The 19,161-nt window shown below is 68.8% G+C and carries 15 protein-coding genes and 5 pseudogenes; 8 read left to right on the top strand and 12 right to left on the bottom strand.

Going from position 1 to position 19,161, the window contains the following annotated elements; translation table 11 throughout:
• Window positions 1-78: 78 nt before the first annotated feature.
• Window positions 79-989 (bottom strand): IS5 family transposase gene (locus AS594_RS40340; RefSeq protein WP_107364778.1). Its coding sequence is split into 2 segments (ribosomal slippage): window positions 79-635 and window positions 635-989, totalling 912 coding nucleotides; the frame shifts between segments, so codons are not numbered across the junction.
• Window positions 990-1,610: 621 nt separating this feature from the next.
• Between AS594_RS40340 and AS594_RS00085 the strand changes: the two genes are divergently transcribed.
• On the top strand, window positions 1,611-2,990 hold the full coding sequence (locus AS594_RS00085; protein ID WP_079148663.1) for an FG-GAP and VCBS repeat-containing protein: 1,380 nt from the start codon (window positions 1,611-1,613) through the stop codon (window positions 2,988-2,990).
• Window positions 2,991-3,439: 449 nt separating this feature from the next.
• Here the strand turns inward: AS594_RS00085 and AS594_RS00080 are convergent, their stop codons facing one another.
• Window positions 3,440-3,862: a hypothetical protein gene (locus AS594_RS00080; RefSeq protein ID WP_176741093.1), complete on the bottom strand. Its 423-nt coding sequence runs from the start codon at window positions 3,860-3,862 to the stop codon at window positions 3,440-3,442.
• Window positions 3,863-3,931: 69 nt separating this feature from the next.
• Here AS594_RS00080 and AS594_RS00075 point away from each other — a divergent pair, with 69 nt between their 5' ends.
• The 3 genes from AS594_RS00075 to AS594_RS00065 all read left to right on the top strand — a co-directional run bounded on the left by AS594_RS00075 (window position 3,932) and on the right by AS594_RS00065 (window position 5,555).
• Entirely contained in the window at window positions 3,932-4,555 is a 624-nt protein-coding gene (locus tag AS594_RS00075; RefSeq protein ID WP_069925098.1) for a TetR/AcrR family transcriptional regulator, read from the top strand.
• A 215-nt stretch (window positions 4,556-4,770) separates the two neighbouring features.
• Complete coding sequence (locus AS594_RS00070) at window positions 4,771-5,139, top strand: DUF6247 family protein (protein WP_069925097.1); 369 nt, start codon at window positions 4,771-4,773, stop codon at window positions 5,137-5,139.
• Entirely contained in the window at window positions 5,136-5,555 is a 420-nt protein-coding gene (locus AS594_RS00065) for a hypothetical protein (RefSeq protein WP_240508862.1), read from the top strand. Before AS594_RS00070 ends, AS594_RS00065 begins: the two co-directional genes overlap by 4 nt.
• Before the next feature lie 908 nt (window positions 5,556-6,463).
• Here the strand turns inward: AS594_RS00065 and AS594_RS00060 are convergent.
• Entirely contained in the window at window positions 6,464-7,582 is a 1,119-nt protein-coding gene (locus tag AS594_RS00060; protein WP_069925096.1) for a fatty acid desaturase family protein, read from the bottom strand.
• A 7-nt stretch (window positions 7,583-7,589) separates the two neighbouring features.
• Window positions 7,590-8,651, bottom strand: a complete 1,062-nt coding sequence (locus tag AS594_RS00055; protein ID WP_069933712.1) for a ferredoxin reductase — start codon at window positions 8,649-8,651, stop codon at window positions 7,590-7,592.
• Window positions 8,652-8,738: 87 nt separating this feature from the next.
• Between AS594_RS00055 and AS594_RS00050 the strand changes: the two genes are divergently transcribed.
• Window positions 8,739-9,878: a PucR family transcriptional regulator gene (locus tag AS594_RS00050; RefSeq protein ID WP_069933713.1), complete on the top strand. Its 1,140-nt coding sequence runs from the start codon at window positions 8,739-8,741 to the stop codon at window positions 9,876-9,878.
• 530 nt (window positions 9,879-10,408) lie between these two features.
• Window positions 10,409-10,747: a thioredoxin family protein gene (locus AS594_RS00045; RefSeq protein WP_069925093.1), complete on the top strand. Its 339-nt coding sequence runs from the start codon at window positions 10,409-10,411 to the stop codon at window positions 10,745-10,747.
• A gap of 1,901 nt (window positions 10,748-12,648) precedes the next feature.
• Here AS594_RS00045 and AS594_RS00040 read toward each other — a convergent pair.
• Together AS594_RS00040 and AS594_RS00035 are read right to left on the bottom strand one after the other, a co-directional pair.
• A pseudogene (locus tag AS594_RS00040) lies at window positions 12,649-13,455 on the bottom strand (MerR family transcriptional regulator).
• Between the two features lie 134 nt (window positions 13,456-13,589).
• A pseudogene (locus tag AS594_RS00035) lies at window positions 13,590-14,068 on the bottom strand (cupin domain-containing protein).
• A 229-nt stretch (window positions 14,069-14,297) separates the two neighbouring features.
• Here AS594_RS00035 and AS594_RS45680 point away from each other — a divergent pair.
• Window positions 14,298-14,807 (top strand): annotated as a pseudogene (locus AS594_RS45680) (IS5 family transposase); the annotation flags it as partial.
• A 7-nt stretch (window positions 14,808-14,814) separates the two neighbouring features.
• Here the strand turns inward: AS594_RS45680 and AS594_RS00025 are convergent.
• The gene (locus AS594_RS00025; RefSeq protein WP_069933714.1) at window positions 14,815-15,195 is read right to left on the bottom strand and encodes a winged helix-turn-helix transcriptional regulator; all 381 of its coding nucleotides are present in this window, start codon (window positions 15,193-15,195) and stop codon (window positions 14,815-14,817) included.
• A 76-nt stretch (window positions 15,196-15,271) separates the two neighbouring features.
• Here AS594_RS00025 and AS594_RS00020 point away from each other — a divergent pair.
• A pseudogene (locus AS594_RS00020) lies at window positions 15,272-15,930 on the top strand (NADPH-dependent F420 reductase).
• A gap of 190 nt (window positions 15,931-16,120) precedes the next feature.
• Here the strand turns inward: AS594_RS00020 and AS594_RS44275 are convergent.
• The 5 genes and pseudogenes from AS594_RS44275 to AS594_RS47745 form a co-directional block, all read right to left on the bottom strand.
• On the bottom strand, window positions 16,121-16,432 hold the full coding sequence (locus tag AS594_RS44275) for a hypothetical protein (protein WP_069925088.1): 312 nt from the start codon (window positions 16,430-16,432) through the stop codon (window positions 16,121-16,123).
• 454 nt (window positions 16,433-16,886) lie between these two features.
• The gene (locus AS594_RS47760; protein ID WP_420877760.1) at window positions 16,887-17,393 is read right to left on the bottom strand and encodes a helicase associated domain-containing protein; all 507 of its coding nucleotides are present in this window, start codon (window positions 17,391-17,393) and stop codon (window positions 16,887-16,889) included.
• A gap of 36 nt (window positions 17,394-17,429) precedes the next feature.
• On the bottom strand, window positions 17,430-17,639 hold the full coding sequence (locus tag AS594_RS47755; RefSeq protein ID WP_420877914.1) for a helicase associated domain-containing protein: 210 nt from the start codon (window positions 17,637-17,639) through the stop codon (window positions 17,430-17,432).
• Between the two features lie 83 nt (window positions 17,640-17,722).
• Window positions 17,723-17,851: pseudogene (locus tag AS594_RS47750) on the bottom strand (hypothetical protein); the annotation flags it as partial.
• A 131-nt stretch (window positions 17,852-17,982) separates the two neighbouring features.
• Window positions 17,983-18,795, bottom strand: a complete 813-nt coding sequence (locus AS594_RS47745) for a DEAD/DEAH box helicase (protein WP_420877759.1) — start codon at window positions 18,793-18,795, stop codon at window positions 17,983-17,985.
• Window positions 18,796-19,161 lie beyond the last annotated feature (366 nt).

Below are 19,161 nucleotides of genomic sequence, written 5' to 3'. Positions count from 1 at the left end.
TGGTTGTGGTGTTGGTGGGGTGGTTGATCCAGTACAGGGCGGCGTCCATGCCTCGTGGAGTCCAGGTGTGGAGCGGGGCTAGGCCGTGTCTGACAAATGATCACGGACGGGTTCGCGGAGCCAGAGGATCAGCGAGGCCAGGACGACTCCGGCGCGGTAGCGGTCGGCGAGCTTGTCGAACCTGGTCGCGATTGCGCGGAACTGCTTAAGGCGTGCGAAGCATCGTTCGACGACGTTGCGGTCGCGGTAGATCTCCTTGTCGAAGGCGGGCGGCCGGCCGCCGAAGCGCCCTCGGCGCCGGCGGTTGGCCGCTTGGTCGCGGCGCTCGGGGATCGTGACGGCGATGCCCCGACGCCGCAGCAGGTGCCGGATCGCCCGGCTGGAGTAGGCCTTGTCGCCCAGGACTCGGGTCGGTGTCGTGCGCGGGCGGCCGGTGTCGGCTCGCGGAACGCGTATCCCGTCCAGGACCTGACCGAATGCGGTGGCGTCGTTGACGTTGCCGGGCGTGAGCACGATCGACAGGGGCAGGCCCCGGCCGTCGACGGCGAGGTGGACCTTGGTGGTCAGCCCGCCTCGGGACCGGCCGAGGGCCTGGCGCGTCTGCGAGCGGCCCGGATCTTCCAGTTCGTCCCCGTCTGCGGCCCCTTTTTACGTGCGCCGGCGGCGTGCTGGTGGGCACGGTTGACCGTGGAATCGACCGCGACGGTCCACTCCACCCGGCCCACCGCGTCGTCACGGACCTGCGCATGCTCCAACAGCCTTGCCCACGTGCCATCCGCCTCCCAGCGGGCGAATCGCTCGTAGACGGTCTGCCACGGCCCATACCGCTCCGGCAGGTCACGCCACGGAGCCCCGGTCCGCAACCGCCACAGCACACCATTGACCACCTGCCGGTGATCACGCCACGGCCGACCACGCCCGTCCACCTGCGGCAACAAGGGCTCTATCCGCTCCCACGCCGCATCATTCAACTCACCTCTACCTGCCACAAGATCAATTATCAGACAGGCCTTAGGGCTGCGGTCACCGCCGTGATGTACCTCGAGGCCGCTGGAATCACCGGTCAAGCCCGTTCGCGAGGTCGCCATCGCTCTCAAGGACCTGCTCCTGGACTCGGCCTGCACCGCAGGGTAGATCACCGCTTTGTTGCGGAGCGGGGTGGGCCACCGTCTGAGACGACGCGGTGGCCCGCCCCGCATACTGAGGCCATTCTCGCTGCGGCAGGACACCAACTGTGCAGTGCTCGCAGGGCAGCACGTCGTCGCGCCGGACGAGGGTGAGGCAGCGGGTGTAGCCGCCCATTTCCAGCGGCACCACCAATCGCCCGCCCCAGCCGGTGCCGAATCGAGGTCGACCCGACCGGCCGGGACACGTTCCTGAACGCAGTGGTCGATCCTCAACGGTTCGAGGATCTGGTACTGGTTGGTTGTCCGCTGCCCAGGAATCTTGAGATTTTTCAGCGGCTTCGTACAACCCACAAGCCCTTCCCGTGGTCTTCCGTACGCCGCAGGCCAGCTACACCTCACCAAGTCCGGGCCATTTGTGGACGGATGAATCTATCGGCCAAGGGCGCCCACCGCGCCCGGCCGCAAGCAGCAGGAGTCTCCCGCATGTACCAGCACGTCCGTCTCGCCCTGGCGGCAGGCGCCGTGGTCACGCTGACCACCGGTCTGCTCGCCTTCAACCCGCCCCCGGCGGCCGCCGCGGTGGCCAAGCACTACGACGACTTCAATGGCGACGGATACCGGGACATCGCGTACAGCCACGCCTACACCGGCATCTCGGGACCGGACGGCTGGTCCGGTGGCGCCGTCACGATCACCTACGGGAGCGCCCGCGGCCTGGACCCCTTGCGCACCCAGGTGATCCACCAGGACAGCCCGGGTGTCCCCGGCGCGGGCGAGGAAGACGACATGTTCGGCGAAAGCCTGGCCGGCGCCGACCTGAACAAGGACGGTTATGCGGACCTCGTCGCGGGCAACCCCTTCGAGCACGTCGGCGACGAGGAGTACCGCGGCTCGGTGACCGTCCTCTGGGGTTCCGCGTCCGGCCTGGCCGGCGGCACCGCCATCACGCCCAAGAGCGGCGCCAAGGGCCACTTCGGCAGGGACCTGGTCACGGGCGACTTCACGGGGGACGGCTCCCCGGACGTGGCGGTCGTCGGGGGCAGCGAGGCGTGGCTGTACCGGGGTGGTTTCACCAAGTCCGGCACCACGGGCAGCGTCAGCGAGATCGACAAGGCCGGTATCAGCTGGTCCTCATCCGGCCTGGCCGCCGGCCGGGTCGACGGCGACGGCAAGGCGGACCTGGTCGTCCTCGGAGTGCAGGTGTCCGGCACCGACTACAACGTCCGCGCCTGGTTCCTCAAGGGCACCTCCACCGGCCTGTCCTCGGGCGCCTCCAAGACCCTCGCCGCCGGACAGGACGAAGACGGCCTGAACGCCGCCGTCGCAGACTTCGACAAGGACGGTTACGGCGACATCGCCGTCGGCGAGCCCGATGAGAGCAACGGCAAGGGCGCGGTCAACATCTGGTACGGCGCATCCTCCGGCCCCAGCAGTACCCGCTCGGCGAAGCTCACCCAGGCCACCACAGGAGTCTCGGGCACGCCCGAGGCCTACGACGGCTTCGCCTACGACGTCTCGGCCGCCGACTCCAACGGCGACGGCTACGCGGATCTCGTGGTTGGCGTTCCCCACGAGGACGTGGACGGCCAGGAGGACCAGGGCGGCGTCCACCTCTTCCGCGGCGGCTCCGGCGGCCTGTCCGGGTCCCGCTCCTCCTGGATCCCGCAGTCCGTCATGGGCAGCTCCGAAGAGTACGCGGCCTTCGGCCAGGGCCTGCGCCTGCGCGACTTCAACGCCGACGGCAAGGCGGACCTCGTCGTTGCCGCGGCCTCCAGCGGTCGCCTCCTGCCCGGCTCGTCCACCGGACCGACAGCCACCGGCTCGTACGAACTGCCCGAATCGGGCAACACCTTCCTCGACTGACCTCACCCCGCCCATGGCCACCGGAACAACGCCAGTGGCCATGGGCGGGCAGGAGTACGCATCCCGCGCGCATCTGCACCACGGCCCCCCGCCTTTGCGGCGCCCCCGGTGTGCAACGGCCACCGCGACTTGGTCGGCCGGTTGCGATCTCTTGGTCTCGGGGCGGTGGTGTGAGGGACAGTTGATGTTGGTGTGTTGATGCTGGTCGGTGGCTGTTTCGGGTTGTGGGGTCACTGTCCTGGGATGTGAGAGATCGAGGTGGGATCGATGTCGTGGGGGTATCGCATGAGGGGTGATGCTGTCTCAGTTTCGTGAGTTCTGATCTCTTCGCCGGCTGGTGGTTGGTGTGCTCGGGGTGTGATCAACAAGTGTCCGGTCTCGCTCAAGGTGAGGCAGAGTCAGTGTCTGACCTGGGTTGCCTCAGTTTGAGCGAGACGGGGGCGGGCCGCTCAAACTGAGGTGTCGCGCTGAGTGTCCGGGGTTACCTGCGTAGGGGCAGCGGCGACCAGCAGGGCGGCGAACACGACGGGGGCGACTGTCTGGTACCCCATCCAGACTTCACCCCCGGCTCTGCTGCCCTGCCACGCCATCAGGAGACCGGTCAGGGCCGCCAACACCCAGCCACTGTCGTAGGCAATCATGAGCTGCGTGTAGGTGCGCATCGACCGGCTGCGCGTGTATCTGATCTCGATGCCGCCGCCGATCAGCAGGGCCACGCCTGAGACGACCATCAGCCAGGCTGGCGTTCCGAGTAACCGGCCGAGCGGGGCAGCGCCGGCGATGGAGACAGCGGCAAGCAACACCTTGAAGGCGCCATCGGCGATGGCACCCACCGTCTGGCGGGTCACCCGCGATGCCGAGACCTGGGCCATGAGCGTCCTCCTTGAAGCTCGTCGCGATTGGTTTCGTAATGAAATTACGGCAATAATAAAACTATGAGAATGACGAGAGCAGAGGCCAAGGAACGTAACCGCCGCGCCTTGCTGGACGCTGCGTTCCAGATCGTTTCCCGAGACGGGTACCGGGCCAGGCTCGATGAGATCGCCGAACGCGCTGACGTGACCACTGGTGCCATCTACTCACTGTTCGGGAGCAAGAACGGCCTGGTGGTCGCCCTGGTCGCCGACTACCTGCGGCCGTACTACGAAGACGTCGAGCAGGCGGTTCCGGCTGGACTGGATCTGCTCGAAGCGGTCGACGCCTTTGCCCGGTACTACCGGCGTAGTTGTGACGCCCCGGACGCGCTGTCTGGACTGTCGCTCCAGATCACCTTGCTGGATATGGCCCTGCATGACCCGGACCTGGGGTCTCAGCTCGCCACGTCCATCCGATCGCAGGAGAACCACCTGATCGCGCTGTTCACCGGAAGGTCGCACAACGCAAGTGTTGTGACGTCGTACCAGGCACAACGTCTGACCACCGCGCTCAGGGCACTGTTCGTCGGTCTCAGCCAGGGTGTCACCCTCGGCCTCGCCCCTGGTGCCGACGAGCAGTACTTTGCCGACACCGCCCGCGCCTTGGCATCCGACATGTCCCTCATCGATCACGATGCGGACGCTTCGTGATGGTCACTGCAGAAGAGCCGGGGTCTGACACGAAAATAGAGTGGACGATGCAGGTCAGCCCCGGCCGCGATCACGCGTAAGGGCAAAACATTGGCCTACCTTGTGCCCGCCGAATGGTTCGAGCAGTACATGGCACAGCGCCCGACAGCCTCTGGCGCCGACCAGGACGCGGCCTGACCAGGCCGGACACCAGGCAGACCAGGAGTCCTCTCGTCATGACAGCGCAGCCGATCCACTTCGACGGCCGCGGCGGTGATCGGCCCCGCCCGGTGCCGCCCATGCCCGAACGCACCCCGCAGGCCCTGCGCCTGGCCATCCAGGAACACGCCCCGCATCTGCTGCCCGACTTCGAGGCGCACTGGCGCCGCGCGATCGCTGACGCCTTCAACCTCACCCCGGTACCGGCCTTCATGCGCCTGTGGTGGACCCAGTACGCCATCGCCCGCGATCCCAACCTGGAAGGACACCTGCGCGACCTCGAAGCCCGAGCCGCGAAGTCCGAGGACGCCCAGGAGTCCGCTGCCCTCCTGGCCGAGTACAGCCGGCTGCGCCGCCAGGCGGCCGCCGTGGAGCCCGGCCGGTGAGCGATGAGCTCCCACGCCCGCGCTGGAAGATGGACTGGACGGCAGAGGCGCTCCGTGAATTCGCGAGCATGCCCGAGGACGGGAAGCAGCTGTTTCTGGCGGCCCGGGCCGAGCTGATCACAGCGTCCGATCCGTATTACCGGGGCATCGACGCCGACGTGTCCCTGCCTCACTGGCTCACCGTCCGCCCACTGGCCTCGACCAGTCCGGGCGGCCCGCACATCGCCGACCTCGCCGCGCGGCCGGGGCTGGCTCATCTTCACCCTCATCCGTCGTCACGCCGATCCCCAGATCACCGTCACCGACGCGTTCTGGGCCTGACCGGGAACGCATGGCCGACCACGCCGCGCGTGGTGTCCGCGGAAGAACTCTGGCTGCGGAGGGAATGGGCAGTAGCACCGGCGGAACTGCAGTAGCGCTGCAGCCGGCCGGCGAGCCCGCCCCGTCACATGCACCTGCCGAAACCCCCACCACCGCGCCCACCGCGCCTATCGTGGTTGACCGGTACGGGGCCGGCCGCCTCCAGAGCTCGTTGCGGGGCCTATGCCCACTTCAGCCCGAGTCGGGGAGTGCGGCGATGTTCAGGAGCAGTACCGCTACGGCTTCCCGGCGCGGCTAACGGGCTGCTCAAGGCGCGGATGGATGTGGCCTTGCCGCTCAATCAAGGCAAGGCCACCGCAGTTGCCGCGCACCTGCTGTTCACGACCGGCTCAGCAGACGGCCGTGAACAAGGCTGACCAGGACCTGTCCGGCCGATCATGTGACTGCTCTGCGCCCGGGTCGTTGATGGGGGCAGGTGGTGCTGTCCCTGGGGTCCGGCGATGCACTGGCCTTCTGCGGCGGAGCGCTGCCAGGGGCACCGACCGCTCCGAGCGGCAACTGGAGGCGGTCCGGGCGGGCGCGCGGGACGGTGCCGACAGCGGTCGGCCGGTCATCGGGATCGGCAGAGCGTCCTGGGCGCCTTGTCGCACGAGCCGCCGGACGGTGATCTGGCACTGCTCGGCGGTGCGGGTCCGGGAGGTGCCCGCCGCTGCCCCGTGTCACAGCCGATGCCTTCCACCCGGCCCGCCCGTCGGCGAACCGAGTGCGCGTACGCACCCGGCTACCGGCCCGACCGCGGCAGGTCGGCGCACTGCGACGCCTTGCCGGGGGCTGTGTGCTGAGCTTTTGGCGCACGTCCCGGCAGCGCAGCCGGACACTGGCTGTCCCGGGTCCCGTGTCGTGCGGTCTGATGTCGCGGTTGGTTGCCTACCCGTCCGCGACGGATCTCAGCGAAACCGGTGGTGCTGCCGGTAGTGCTGGAAGTCTGAACCAATTCCGGGAATCAGGCCGCGACGAGTTCCTGCTCGCGGTCCGGGGTCTTGATCTTGGGCTTCTTGTTCGGCAGCGAGAGCCGGAAGACCTTGCGCCATGCGGAGAACACCTGCTTGGGCAGTGGCCCGGTGACGTACTCCAGCTCGTACTTTTCGAACAGTGCGCGCACCTTCACCGCGACTTCGGCGTACCGGTTGCTCGGCAGGTCGGGGAACAGGTGGTGCTCGATCTGGTGCGAGAGGTTGCCGGTCATGAAGTGCATGGCGCTGCTGCCGCTGATGTTCGCTGAGCCCATCATCTGGCGCAGGTACCACTGGCCGCGCGTCTCGCCCTTGATCGAGTGGCGCTCGAAGACCTGCACGCCCTCGGGGAAGTGCCCGCACATGATCACCGAGTGGGTCCAGATGTTGCGGACCAGGTTCGCGGTGAACGTGGCGGCGAGCGTGGTGAGGAACGACGGGCCCGACAGCAGCGGGTGGATCACGTAGTCCTTGAGCACCTGCTTGCGGATCTTGCGGCCCACGGCCTTGGCCTGCGCGCGGAACTCCGGGTTGTTGCGGCGGCGCTTGTTCAGGTTCTTGCCGAGCTCCAGGTCGTACGCTGCGATGCCGTACTCGAAGAAGCAGGCGTTGATGAAGTTCCACAGCGGCTGGCCGAGGTGGAACGGGTGCCACTTCTGGTCCTCGTCGACGCGCATGATGCCGTAGCCGAGGTCGTTGTCCTTGCCGATCACGTTGGTGTATGTGTGGTGCAGCTCGTTGTGCGAGTGCTTCCACTGGTCGGCCGGCGAGACGTGGTCCCACTCCCAGGTGGTGGAGTGGATCTTCGGGTCTCGCATCCAGTCCCACTGGCCGTGCAGGATGTTGTGGCCGATCTCCATGTTGTCCATGATCTTGGCCACGGACAGGCCGGCGGTGCCGAGCAGCCACGCGGGCGGGAAGATCGAGAACAGCAGCACGCCCCTGCTGACCAGCTCGAGTTTGCGCTGGGTGGAGATGACCTTACGGATGTAGGCGGCGTCTTTCTCGCCGCGGCCGGCGATCACCTCGTCGCGGATCGCGTCCAGCTCGCGGCCTAGCTCCTCGATCTGCTCCGCGCTCAGGTGGGCGGTGGGGTCGATGGCGGTCACGGTGCTCCTACCGTTCGATGTCGCAGGGGCCCGCCGCGGCGGACACGCAGGTCTGGATGAGGACGCCCGGCTCGGCCTCGGTGATCTCGCCGGTGCGCAGGTCGCGGACGGCGCCCGCCTTGAGCGGCGTGACGCAGCCGAAGCAGATGCCCATGCGGCACCCGGAGGGCATGAGCACGCCGGCCTCCTCGCCGATGTCCAGCAACGGTGTGGCGCCGTCCGCGTCGACCCTCTTGCCGGTGGCGCTGAACGTGACCTCGCCGCCGCCGCCGTCGCCGGCGACGACGATGCCGGGGCGGAAGCGTTCGGTGTGCAGGCGCTCTTGTGCGCCGTGCTCCATCCAGTGCTCTTCGGCGGCGTCGAGCAGGCCCGCGGGCCCGCAGGCCCAGGTCTCGCGCTCGGCCCAGTCGGGCACGAGTTCGTCGAGACGGGCGATGTCGAGCATGCCGTCCGTGTCGGTGTGCACCTCGGTGAGCCGCAGCTTCTTGTCCGCGACCAGGTCGTGCAGTTCGCTGCGGAAGATCACGTCTTGCGGCCGTGGCGCGCAGTGGACCATGACGACGTCGTCGAACTCGGTGTCGCGCAGCATGCCCATCACGGGCGTGATGCCGCTGCCGGCCGTCAGGTAGAGCACCTTGGCGGGCTTGGCCTGCGGCAGCACGAAGTCACCGGTCGGCTGGTCGAGCTGGATCAGCGTGCCCGGTTTCGCCCTGCGGACCAGGTGGTTGCTGACCTTGCCGTCCAAGATCGCCTTCACGGTGATCGTGACGCGGCCGTCCTTGCGGTTGGTCGGCGAGGTGAGGGAGTAGGCACGCCACAGGCGCACCCCGTCGACGTCGACCCCGATCCGCACGTACTGACCGGCCGTGTGGCCGCGCCAGCCCCGTCCCGGCCTGATCACCAGGGTCGCGGCGTCACCCGTCTCGGGGTGCACGGCCTCGATGCGCCCACGCAGGTCGGCGCCCGCACGCAGCGGGCTGACCAGGTCGAGGTAGTCCGACGGCAGCAGCGGCGTCGTGACCATCTCCAGCAGTTTCCACGCCCTGCGGCGCAGGGCTGTACTCGTCATGACTCCAGCTTGCTGCGCCTCAAGGCGTAAAGTCCTGACCGCAGGACGTAAATCTGGTCGGCTGAATTGTTCGCAGGGAATAGAAGCGTGAGCCATGCAATCCGGAGGGCCAGCGAACTGGCCCTGGATGAGACGACGGTCACCGCACTTCGGGCCGCGCTGAAGAGCACCGCCGACGAGGTTGTCCAGGCGATCATCGACGAGGTCCCTCCCTACGCCAACGCCCTTTCGGGCCACATGGGCGCCACCATCCGCCGAGCCGTCCGCACCGCCCTGGGGCACTACCTGGACCTCGCGACCGGGGACGCCACAGGCGGCGACGCCGGTGACGCAGCCTACGAGCTGGGCCGTGGCGAGGTGCGCGACGGCCGTTCGATGGACGCCCTGCTCAGCGCCTACCGCGTCGGCGCCCGCGTGGCCTGGCGATGCCTGGCAGCGGGTGCCGTACCCGCAGGTCTGCCCGCCGCCGAGGTCGCCAAGTTCGCCGAGCTGACCTTCGCCTACATCGACGAGCTCTCCGCCGCGAGCGCCGCGGGCCACGCCGACGAACTGGCCGCCCGGGGCAGGGCCCACGAGCGCCACCTGGAACACCTGGCCCGCGACCTTCTCGCCGGCGCGAGCCCGGACGTGCTGCTGGCCTCTGTGCAACGGGCCGGGTGGCAGCCTCCGGTTTCGCTGACCGCGGTCCTGCTGCCCGCCGCCCAGGCCCGGCCTGCCTACCGCACGCTCGACCCGAGCACCCTCGTCCTCGACGATCTGCCGGACGCCACCGGTGTGCTGCTCGTCCCCGATGCCGACCGATCACATCTCTTGCGGCAGCTGACCGACCGCACCGCAGTGGTCGGCCCGGCCCGGCCCTGGACTCGTGCGTCCGCCTCGTACGCACGAGCCGTACGCGCGCGCTTGCTCTCCTCTGACATTCGCGACACCGAGGACCACCTGCCCGAGCTGGTGCTGAGCGCCGACGCGGACGCGTTCGCAGACCTGCGTGCCCGAGCCCTCGCACCGTTGCGGACCTTGCCTGTCGCGACCGCACGGCGGCTGGAGGAAACGTTGCGGGCGTGGCTGCTGCACCAGGGCAGGCGGGACGAAGTGGCGGCGGAGCTGTTCGTCCATCCCCAGACAGTCCGCTACCGGATGTCGCAGCTGAGGGAGCTGTTTCCGGATCTCGCATCGCCACACCGGGTCCTTGAACTGACGCTGGCGCTCGGTCTTCGGGTCAGCTGACGCGTACTTCGACCGTCCACGACTGCGTCCGCGAGCGGTCCAAGAATCGTGCCTCGTTCTCGGTGCCATCAGCTGGCTCATGCGACCCGGACAAGAGCGGTATAGCCAGCGGAGGGGGATGTGAAGACCGGACAAGGCCTCGGGAAGCCCGTCGGGGTTTCGCTGTCTTTGAGAAGCGCGGTAGCGGATACGGCTCGACTGGATCCGGCGGACGATGCGCACCGGCCCGCTCATCGAGCATCTGGTCGGTGGTCTGGGCCGCTATGCCTTGGAAAACGGCTGTCATGTCGTCGTGGAAGGGCGCTGTCCGGCACGAGCTGACCCACGGGCCCGCGGCGGGCTGCAGCCGGGTGACCGGCGGGGCGGCCAGGCCGGGTCACCAGGGGCCGGGGGCCGGGGACCACCGTGCTTCTGCGACGGCCCCGTGCCTGCCTTCCGACAGGGTCAACCGGACCACCGACCGGGCCGGCCTGGCACACCGCGCGAGGGATGATGGGGATGGAACAACGGACGTGAGGTCAGGAGTTTCCATGGCGAAGCGGGTTCACCGACCCCGTGAGGACGCGGAGTTCAATTTCATCCTCGGGATGAGCGAAGTTCCGGTCCTCGCATACTTCACCGGGACATGGCCCAAGGCAATCGAGCCCTGCCGGGTGATGGACCTCGTCGTGGGTGGAATCGCCGACCACTACACGGGCCGCCTGACGGCTGTCCGCGCCGACATCACGCGTTGTCCGGCCGCAACCGAGCGATACGGGATCACCGGAGCCCCGTCCTACGTCCTGCTGAAGGAGGGAGAGGCGGTGGCGCACGGCACGGGGCCTATGACCATCGCCGAGGTACGGAAGCTCCTGGACGGCCACCTCTGAGCGGCCGCTGCGGCACGGGGCCGCGACGCCCGTCACATCTCGTCTATCGGCGGCTGCGCCGCCTGAGACGCCGTGGGGCTGAGACACCCCCACATGTCACCTAACGTCGTTTCGTCAGTGATGTCACCGGGTCCGAGTGCGCTCATCGCCCCACCGTGGACGACGGTCCCCGCTGAGGCCATACCGCCAGGTCACCAAGCTGGATGCCTCGCGTGGTGGGGGCGACCGCAGTCCCGACCATGAAGCCGCCATACCCGGCGCGACAGCGTCCACGGCCTCGGTCGGGGCGTGCCCGAAGTGACACCGAATTCGAACGAGCGATCTAATGCAGGTATGGACGTCACCGACTTCCCCGACGACCTGGCGCAGACGCAAGCCGCCCGGAACGCCACCAACCAAGCGCTCGCCGCACCCCGCCCCCGCGACACCACCGCCCCGCGCCGCCGCCTGTTGCTCCTGTCCGTACGGCTGTGGCGGCACCCCCTCCTGGGAGACCGTCCCCTCGGTGCCAGCCGCGCGCTCCGAGCTCCGGCAGAGGACCCGAGCCCGGCGAGCCGTCCAGGCCGCGTGACCGGAACGCCTCGGCCGACCAGGAGCACGAGGTTGCGACAAGGGTTGCGCCTATCGGTTGCGCTGGATGTGGCGCCACAGGTTGCGCCTACTGTTGCGCGCCCCGCACAAGCGTCCCCCTGCCCGTGCAGGTCACCACACGGTTTCGCCGTGGTCGGTTTGCTGACATCCCCGTTGCGGCCGCTCTACCCATGTCCTTGGTTGGAGTTGGGGGGAGGGCGGGGTGGGCGGCGCGGACTCAGCCGGGGATCACGGGCGCTGGGCCGGGTTGCGCGTCGGCCGGGCCGCCGCGCTGCCGTCAGGGTGATGGTGACGTCGGGCGGGGGCATCGGTGGGGAGAGGGTCAGGGCGGGCGTGGTGCCGGCGTGCGGGGTGTCGCCTTCGGCTGGAGGCGTCCGGGTGATGTCGACGCCGACTTCCGCGACCGGCTCTGGTTCCATCAGCGTGATGAGCGGCAGCGTGCGGTGAGCGGCGAGAGGGCCGGTGACTGCGCCGACGTTTCGCCTTCAGCCTCTTGAAGACGCACACGAGAGGAGGCCACGTTGGGTGGTCTTGGCGTGCGCGTGTGCGGGGGTGACGGCGAACAGCACTCCGCCCTGTGTGTCGGTGCGGGTCTTCGCGCGGCCTCAACCGGTTTCGGCCAGGGCGGGCAGCGCCAGTCCCCGATCTGGGCGGTCTGGAGGCCGGGCGACCCGGCGCCTTCACCGGTACCCCGGCCGATCCCGGAACTGCGACCTCAGGCCCGTCCCACACCGAACTCGACAAGCAGATCCGTTTCCCTGGAGATTGCCGCCAGGCTCCTGGGCTCGCTCGGCGCCCCTCGCGGGCCTGCGGGTCAAGGACGCGGGCAGCTCCGGGGTTCCCTCGGCGCGCTCGCGGACGGCCCTCGGTGGGCATGTGGGGCCGGCTGCCGGCGGGTGCGACGGCTTTGAGGGGCGTGGGTGCGCTCTGCCCTCCTCGGCGCCTTGCTGGCATGGCTGCTTGCCCGGTCCACGCGCCGGGGCGTTCCCGCTCTGCTGGCAAGGCAGCTGGGATGGGCCGTCAGTGCCCTCCTACCGGTCGGTCCGCGGCATCGGTACCGAGCTGCTGCTGCTGACCAACACAACGCACCTGGACACTTCCGTGAGCGTGGGGCAATGGGCCTGGACGCTGACCCTCTGGAACCCCTGGTTCATTGCAGGCGGACTGGTCTTCGGCCTCACCACCCTGCGGTCCCGCAGGCACACCAACGCACAACCCCCGCCTAGACGCCGCTGTCTGGGCCGCACGCCGAGGCCACAGCCGTGACGCTCGAGCCTGTGGGCCTCGGTCTGGGACGATGGCGCTGGGTCTCAGGGCTTGGTCAACGGCGTCTGGAGTTCGGTCACCCAGTCGTCGTTGTTTTCCGGGCACTCGAGGTTGATCTCCCGGGGTATCCGGTTGACTGGTATCCGTTGGCGTCGATCCAGCGGGCCAGGGCCTGGGCCGTGGGCAGCACGGTGTCCATCGAGCCGCGGTGCACGATGGTCGCCGCCCGGTCGATGGGCGGCAGGTCGAGCACCCGGGAAGCGCCGTCCTGGAGCGGGGCCGCGACCTGGACGGCGGCGTGGACGACGATCCTGCCGCCGCCCTCCGGGGCGTCCTTGTAGGAGGCGACACCGGGCCCCGCAGGCGTGACGCAGGCCGTGTGCAGGCGCCGGAACAGTTCGTCGTAGAGCGGCCCGATGACCGGGCCGATGTCCTCCGGCTCGAAGCTCGCGGCAGTCGCGGTCAGCTCCGCCACCCGGATCGCAGGGACGCTCTTCACAACGACATCGTTCGTGGGCATGTGCCCCTCACTCTCGATCGACCGGAGCCTCGCCTCGACCTGGACCAGCCGCGCCGCCGCCGCGGTCATCGTGGCCTCCAGCTCGGCCCTCCGCAGCCGTAGCATGCCGCGCAGTTCCTCGGTGGTGACCTTTTCGTCCAGGATGTCCTGGACCTGCTGGAGGGTGAACCCCAGTTCCTTGAGCGCGATGACGCGGTTGAGACGGGCCAGCTGGGCGGCCGTGTAGTGGCGGTAGCCGGTGGCAGGGTCGACGTGGGCCGGTCGCGTCGTAGTGACGCAGCATCCGGACCGATACGCGGCCGTGCCGGGCGAAGTCTCCGATGGTGAACATGATGTCTCCGAGTTCAGCACCTGACACGGTGTGAGGGTCAACAAGCCACCTCCCGCCCGGCTGGCTGACAGCGACTCGAGCGTCGGCCAAGTGAGGGGCCCGTCAGACAGAGTGACCACGTGCGACATCCTCCTTCAGTGTGCGGCTTCCAGAGCGGCGCGCCATACCGGGCTGTCCACGTAGTGGTTGTCGAAGCGCTCGGAAGACTCGCTATCTCCTGCGGGCTCGCCTCACCGCGCATCACCCGGCCGAGCAGCCGGAGATAGTCGAAGCGTGGCATGCCGGGCGTGAAGACGAACAACACGTCGGCCTCCGCGCCGGGAGCCGCCGCGAAAGCGTGCGGAGTGCGCGGCGGCACGAGCAGAAGGTCGCCCTCATCCAGGATCTTCACCTCGTCGTCGACAAGCACCTGAAGAGAGCCGCCGATGACGAAGAACAGCTCCGAGGCACGGGTGTGAAAGTGCGCCGGGGCACCCACAGCGCCCTTGGCGAACTGCGAGCGGTAGCTGGTGAGCGAGCTGCCATCCGTGCCGCAGTCGGCCAGCAGCGTCATCACACTGCTCGGGTCACTCGTGGTCTCGGCGGTAGCGGCGCGAGTCAGAACCGGTGTCAGTGCGGGGTGTCGGCGGCGTTCATAGTCGTACTCCCTGTGCTGAGCTGCGGCTTCGGGCGTCTCCCGGGGCCTTGTGCTGATCAATCTATGCCAGCAAGAGACCCACCTCATGGTGCATTCTGACGTCCAGATCATGGGTCAATTCTGTGTCCGGGCGCCAGCCCCAGTCGTGGCCGAGGCCTCCAGGCGCAGCACCGCGAACGCCCGTACTCAAGGCCGACAGTCAGCGGTTGACGCGTTGGCAGTGGCCGACGGCTCCCACATCCGGGCGTTACAAGGCACCAAGACGGGACGAAGCCCTGTCGACCGGGGCAGAATCGGCAGCAAGCACCATCTGATTACCGACGCCACCGGCATCCCGCTCGCCGCCACACTCACCGGCGACAACCGCAACGACGCCACCCAGCTGATCCCACTCCTCCAGGCCGTGCCGCCCGTGCGGGGCGAACGCGGCCGGCCCCGCCGCCGCCCGACGTCGTGCTCGGCGACCGCGGGTACGACCACGACAGGTACTGATGCCTGGTCCGCCGGCTCGGCGTGAAGCCGCTGATCGCCCGCCGCGGCACCGAGCACGGCTCCGGGCTTCGCAATCACGTGGATTGTCGAGCGCGCGTTCGCTCACCTGCACTGGTTCCGCCGCCTGCGGATCCGCTGGGAGGTCCGGGACGACATCCCCGAAGCGTTCCTCACTCTGGGATGCGCGCTGGTCTGCTGGCGGCGCTTGAACTCACCCCGATGAAAGTGCGCTAACGCGTGCAGAGGAGGTCACGGGCTGGGAGCTCACCCACCCATTCCTGGGCGGCCATGACCTCATCGCCGTGCTCGAAGGCCCACGCGCCAAGCGCGTCGATCGGACCGAGCAACGTCCGCCCCAGAGCGGTGAGTTCGTACTCCACACGAGGCGGCGCTTCGCCATAGGCATTCCGTACCACCAGCCCGTTGAACTCCAGCCGCCGCAGCGTCTCGGTCAGGACCTTGGGACTGATGCCGCCGATGCGCTCGCGTAGTTCGCCGGGGCGCTTGGGACCGTCCCGCAGGACCCAGATCAGCACGGCGTTCCAGGTGTTGGACAGGAGGTCGAAGGCGAGGCGGGCGCGGCAGTCAGCGAGGTAGGCATCGGTCGTCACGTACCAAATGGTGCCTGACGGGTTTCCTAGTGTCGTCCCGAAAGCGGTTGGAGCAGATTCGGAGAGGGGCGTATCGATGAAGATCGGTGTTCTGGGAACGGGGAACATGGCGGACGCACTGGCCACGCAGTGGGTGCGGGCCGGGCACGAGGTGTTCGTCGGAGGCCGGGACGAGCAGAACGCCCAGCGGCTCGCGACGCGCATCGGGGCGGTGCGGGGCACGGGACTCTGCAGGCGGCGGTCGGCTTCGGCGAGGTGGTGCTGGCAGCGCTGCCGTATGGCGCGGGAGCGGAAATCGTCAGGGAGCATCAGTCGGCACTGCAGGGGAAGATCCTGGTCGACTGCGCCAATCCGGTCGGGCCCGGCTTCCGGCTGCTGACAGAAGGCGGCCCCTCGGCGGCGCGCCGGCTGGCTGCGGCGGCACCGGGCGTGCACGTCGTCAAAGCGTTCAACCTCTGCCACGAGGACGTGTGGCGGATGACCCCGCCGGTCTTCGACGGTCAGCCCCTGACCGTTCCGATCTGCGGGGACGACGAGGCGGCACTCGCACTGGCACGCAAGCTGGTGCGGGACATGGGCTGTGAGCCGGTGGCCGGGGGCGGGCTGGACCGCGCCGGATTGCTGGAGGCGACCGCCGCGCTGTTCATCGGACTGTGGGTGGCAGAGCATGCGGACGTACGGGCGATCGCGCCGCCGCTGGCCTATGCAACAGGTCCACGAGCCGAGAGTGCGTGAGGCGTCCAGGGCCGGTGCGACCAGGCACAGGAGCCCGATGCCCGAGGAAAGCTGACACGCCTAGCGCCCGTTCGCGACGAAGCGCGGCGCACCTCGTGCCCGTGTTGGCGTTCGCCGTCGCCCGCACAGCCGGTGGCGCCCCCGGCGTCCAAGGGGCTGTCCGGCCGTTTTCTGTCTTCGCTGGCTGGTGTTACTGCCAGAAGAGGCTTTCGATGATGATCTGTGGTTCTGCGGTGCGGTGGACGAAGGTATACCGCAGCCATCCGTGGCCGTGGTCGAAGTACAAGATGTGGGCGCCGCGCGGTTCGGTGGAGCGGACGGGCTCGATACTGACTTGTGTGAGGTCGAGGCCGTCGTCGCGGTAGGGGTGACGGCAGGTGATGAGGTCGATGACCGCGTCATTGATGAGGTCCCGCACGCGGGCGGGTAGAGCGTCGCGGTACTCGGCGGCCAGCTTGGTCCAGTCCGCGGCCCAGGGCGGGCCGGTGAACTCTTCGCTCACTCGCCGGGCCCGAGACTGCGGACGCTGTGGTGGATCCGTGACGCCTCTTCCAGCAAGTCCTTCGCCTTGTCCGGGTCCGTGCACTCTGCGGCACGTGCTTCGAGGTCGCGCACGTGGTGGTCGAGCTCGGGTCCCGCGCCAGGGCGTACTCGCCCCACCAGCGTGCGAGAAACGCCGGGGCTGCGCCGATGTCGTAGGTGTCGGCGATCTTCGTCCGCCAGTTGGCTTCGAAGTCGTCCAGCAGCTGCGGGGCGTGCGCGGCGATCGCCGCGCGAAGTGCGGCGATGCTGCGCTCGGGCATCGGCGGGACGCCTCTGGAGGGGCGGGGGGCGGTGGTCATGGTCACTTCCTCCTTGGGCAGCGCCACCACGATAGTGCGTAAGGCTTGAGGTGAAAGGGCAGCCGAGGGATTTGCCCGCTGCCCTGAGTCCGTTGTGATCCAAACCAGACGGGTTCACAAGATCGCGACATCAGATCGCTCATGTCCACCGCATGCCGATCTTGGACAGTTGCTCCACGCGCTCGGCGTCAGCGTTGCGGCCCTGCTCCGCTGATTCCCGATCCAGGCCCCCAGCTTGAGTTCCCGTACCTCCTGGTCCTCGCCACTACCACCGTTCCCGTCCTCGCCGACCATCCGCTCGACGTGCTTCCTCGGGACCTGAAGGTGTCCTTCGCGTTCGTAGTACTGCCGGGCGGCGGCGAGGTGCATGGCCCACTTCTGTGCCTGGCTGGTCCGCCGCTTGGGCTTCTCGTCCTCGCTGACGGGTGCGATGCCGAGGACGTGTTCGCACATCCACTGCTGCACGCCGGTGAGCCGGTCCCACCCGAGCCTCACCGACATCACCCACCGCCCCAGATCCTCGCCCTGGCGCAGGATCTCGCCCGCCCGGGTGGGCAGCGCCTCACCTGCGTCCAGGTGCATCCGGACCAGGTGGAAGCACCGCTGCCATTCACCGGCCATGCGGGGCACCAGGACGGGTCGATCTCCTCCAGCTGCTCACGCCGCTCCGCGGCATCGCCCGGCCGACGACTGGACCGGCAGCCCTTCGGCACGCCGCCGTTCGACCTCGGCAGCTTTCCGGGCCGCAGCCCGTGCGTTCTTGAGCCAGATACCCACGGCCGCTCCCTGGTAGGTGGCGTCCAGTGGGGCGAGGAGGTGGCCGTGTTCGGCGGCCCACCGCGCGCCGCGGACAATCCTTCCTCCCATGCGATGTCGTAGTGGGACCAGATCATGCCGAGCTTCTCCAGCTGCGCGATGCGGTTGTCGTCCATGTCGCCGCGGGCGTAGAACCTCCTGGCGTCGGCCACCCATTGCCCCAGCGGGTACCCGGCGAGCGAGGCCGGCCATACGGCCGCGTCCTCGCGTTCCTCGCCCGGCTGGTCCTGCGGCCCGGCCGGGACTCGAAACGTGAACGGCACCTTCAGGTGGCCGTGCCGGCGGGCGTAGGTGACGGCGGCTTCTACCCGCGCCGCCAGTGCGCGTGCTCGGGACTGAGAACCGCAGATTGATGAACGCCGCGAGCTGCGCGGGTCGCGCGGCGTGGAAAACTTCAGCAGCGCCCGGGCCGGTACTGACAGCTCACGGTCGCTCCGGTCGCTGCCGGCCGCTTCGCCTTCTTCGGCCGGCTGCGGGTCTGTACGCCCCGCACGCGGCTCTGCGCCTGCTGTTCGGCCAGCTGCTCAACCACACGCGCGTCGTGCGCTCGCAGAGCCTCCAGCAGCTTGGCGAGCCCGCCGTACGCCCTGGACGTCAGCATGCTGTCCGCCGTCTCGCCCGGCCGAGCAGCACCGGCACCACGAGCGAGGCCACCTTCCCTCGCCGGGCTGCATGCGCAGCGCCCGCCCACGGCCTGGACGAGGTCGGGCATGGAACCGCGTACATCAGCGAAGTACACGGAGTCGCAGTTCTTGGTATCGACACCTTCCCCGAGCACCCTCACGGACCCCAGATACGCCTTCTCGACGACAGTGCCGTCCGTCGCGATCGAGGCGGCGAACTCCCCGAGAACCCGCCTGCGGTGGAGCGCCTTGTGCTCCCCGCACAGCCAGTTGGCCCAGACCGTCTTCGGGTACAGCTCCGGATCGGCATCGTGCAGCCGCGTGGCGACATCCGGTAGCCCGGCAGCGAAGGCTTCGGCCTCCTTCACCACATGGTGAAAGACCAGCGTGCGCCGGAATCCTTCCTCGGCGGACGCTTTCACCAGCGCGGTCTGCAGAGCGGCGAGCCGCGCCCCGCGGACCTCGTCCGAACGCCCTTCCACGCCCAGGAGCTGCGCGGCTTGGAGCTGGGTGTCGGTGACGTCCACGCATACGACTTGGTAGGGGGCGCAGATTCCCCGGTCGATGGCCTGCGAGAGCGTCAAGGTGAACGCTCTGCTGCCGAAGGGCCCTCGGGGTCGTCGTCCATGCTCGCGACCAGCTCACCCGGCGCGCCACCCTGCCCCTGGTCTCGTCGTCTGCGAGTTGCCACAGCCGGGGGGTGGCGGTCATGTACAGCCGGCGCAGGGAGGGGATCTTCTGGTTGTCGTGCACGACCGCCCACGGCTTGCCGATCCGGCCCGACGTCCGGTGCGCCTCGTCCACGACGATCAGGTCCCAAGCCCTCAAGCCGCCGCGTGCGCCGCTCGAGCGTGCCGAGCCCGAGGCTGGCGTACGTGGCGTACACGGTGACTTTGTCCAGGCCCCTGGTCCATTCCACCAGCTCGTGCACGTCCGTGGTGTTGGGGAAG

The sequence above is a fragment of the Streptomyces agglomeratus genome, assembly GCF_001746415.1.
Lineage (GTDB): Bacteria > Actinomycetota > Actinomycetes > Streptomycetales > Streptomycetaceae > Streptomyces > Streptomyces agglomeratus.
This window is presented reverse-complemented; position numbering and strand designations above follow the sequence as displayed.

Excerpts from the sequence above, each read along its gene's own strand:
- AS594_RS47760 (WP_420877760.1), bottom strand. The coding sequence starts at position 17,393 with ATGGCCGGTGAATGGCAGCGGTGCTTCCACCTGGTCCGGATGCACCTG.
- AS594_RS00055 (WP_069933712.1), bottom strand. The coding sequence starts at position 8,651 with ATGACGAGTACAGCCCTGCGCCGCAGGGCGTGGAAACTGCTGGAGATG.
- AS594_RS00045 (WP_069925093.1), top strand. The coding sequence starts at position 10,409 with ATGGCGAAGCGGGTTCACCGACCCCGTGAGGACGCGGAGTTCAATTTC.
- AS594_RS00070 (WP_069925097.1), top strand. The coding sequence starts at position 4,771 with ATGACAGCGCAGCCGATCCACTTCGACGGCCGCGGCGGTGATCGGCCC.
- AS594_RS00075 (WP_069925098.1), top strand. The coding sequence starts at position 3,932 with ATGACGAGAGCAGAGGCCAAGGAACGTAACCGCCGCGCCTTGCTGGAC.
- AS594_RS47755 (WP_420877914.1), bottom strand. The coding sequence starts at position 17,639 with ATGGGAGGAAGGATTGTCCGCGGCGCGCGGTGGGCCGCCGAACACGGC.
- AS594_RS00085 (WP_079148663.1), top strand. The coding sequence starts at position 1,611 with ATGTACCAGCACGTCCGTCTCGCCCTGGCGGCAGGCGCCGTGGTCACG.
- AS594_RS00080 (WP_176741093.1), bottom strand. The coding sequence starts at position 3,862 with ATGGCCCAGGTCTCGGCATCGCGGGTGACCCGCCAGACGGTGGGTGCC.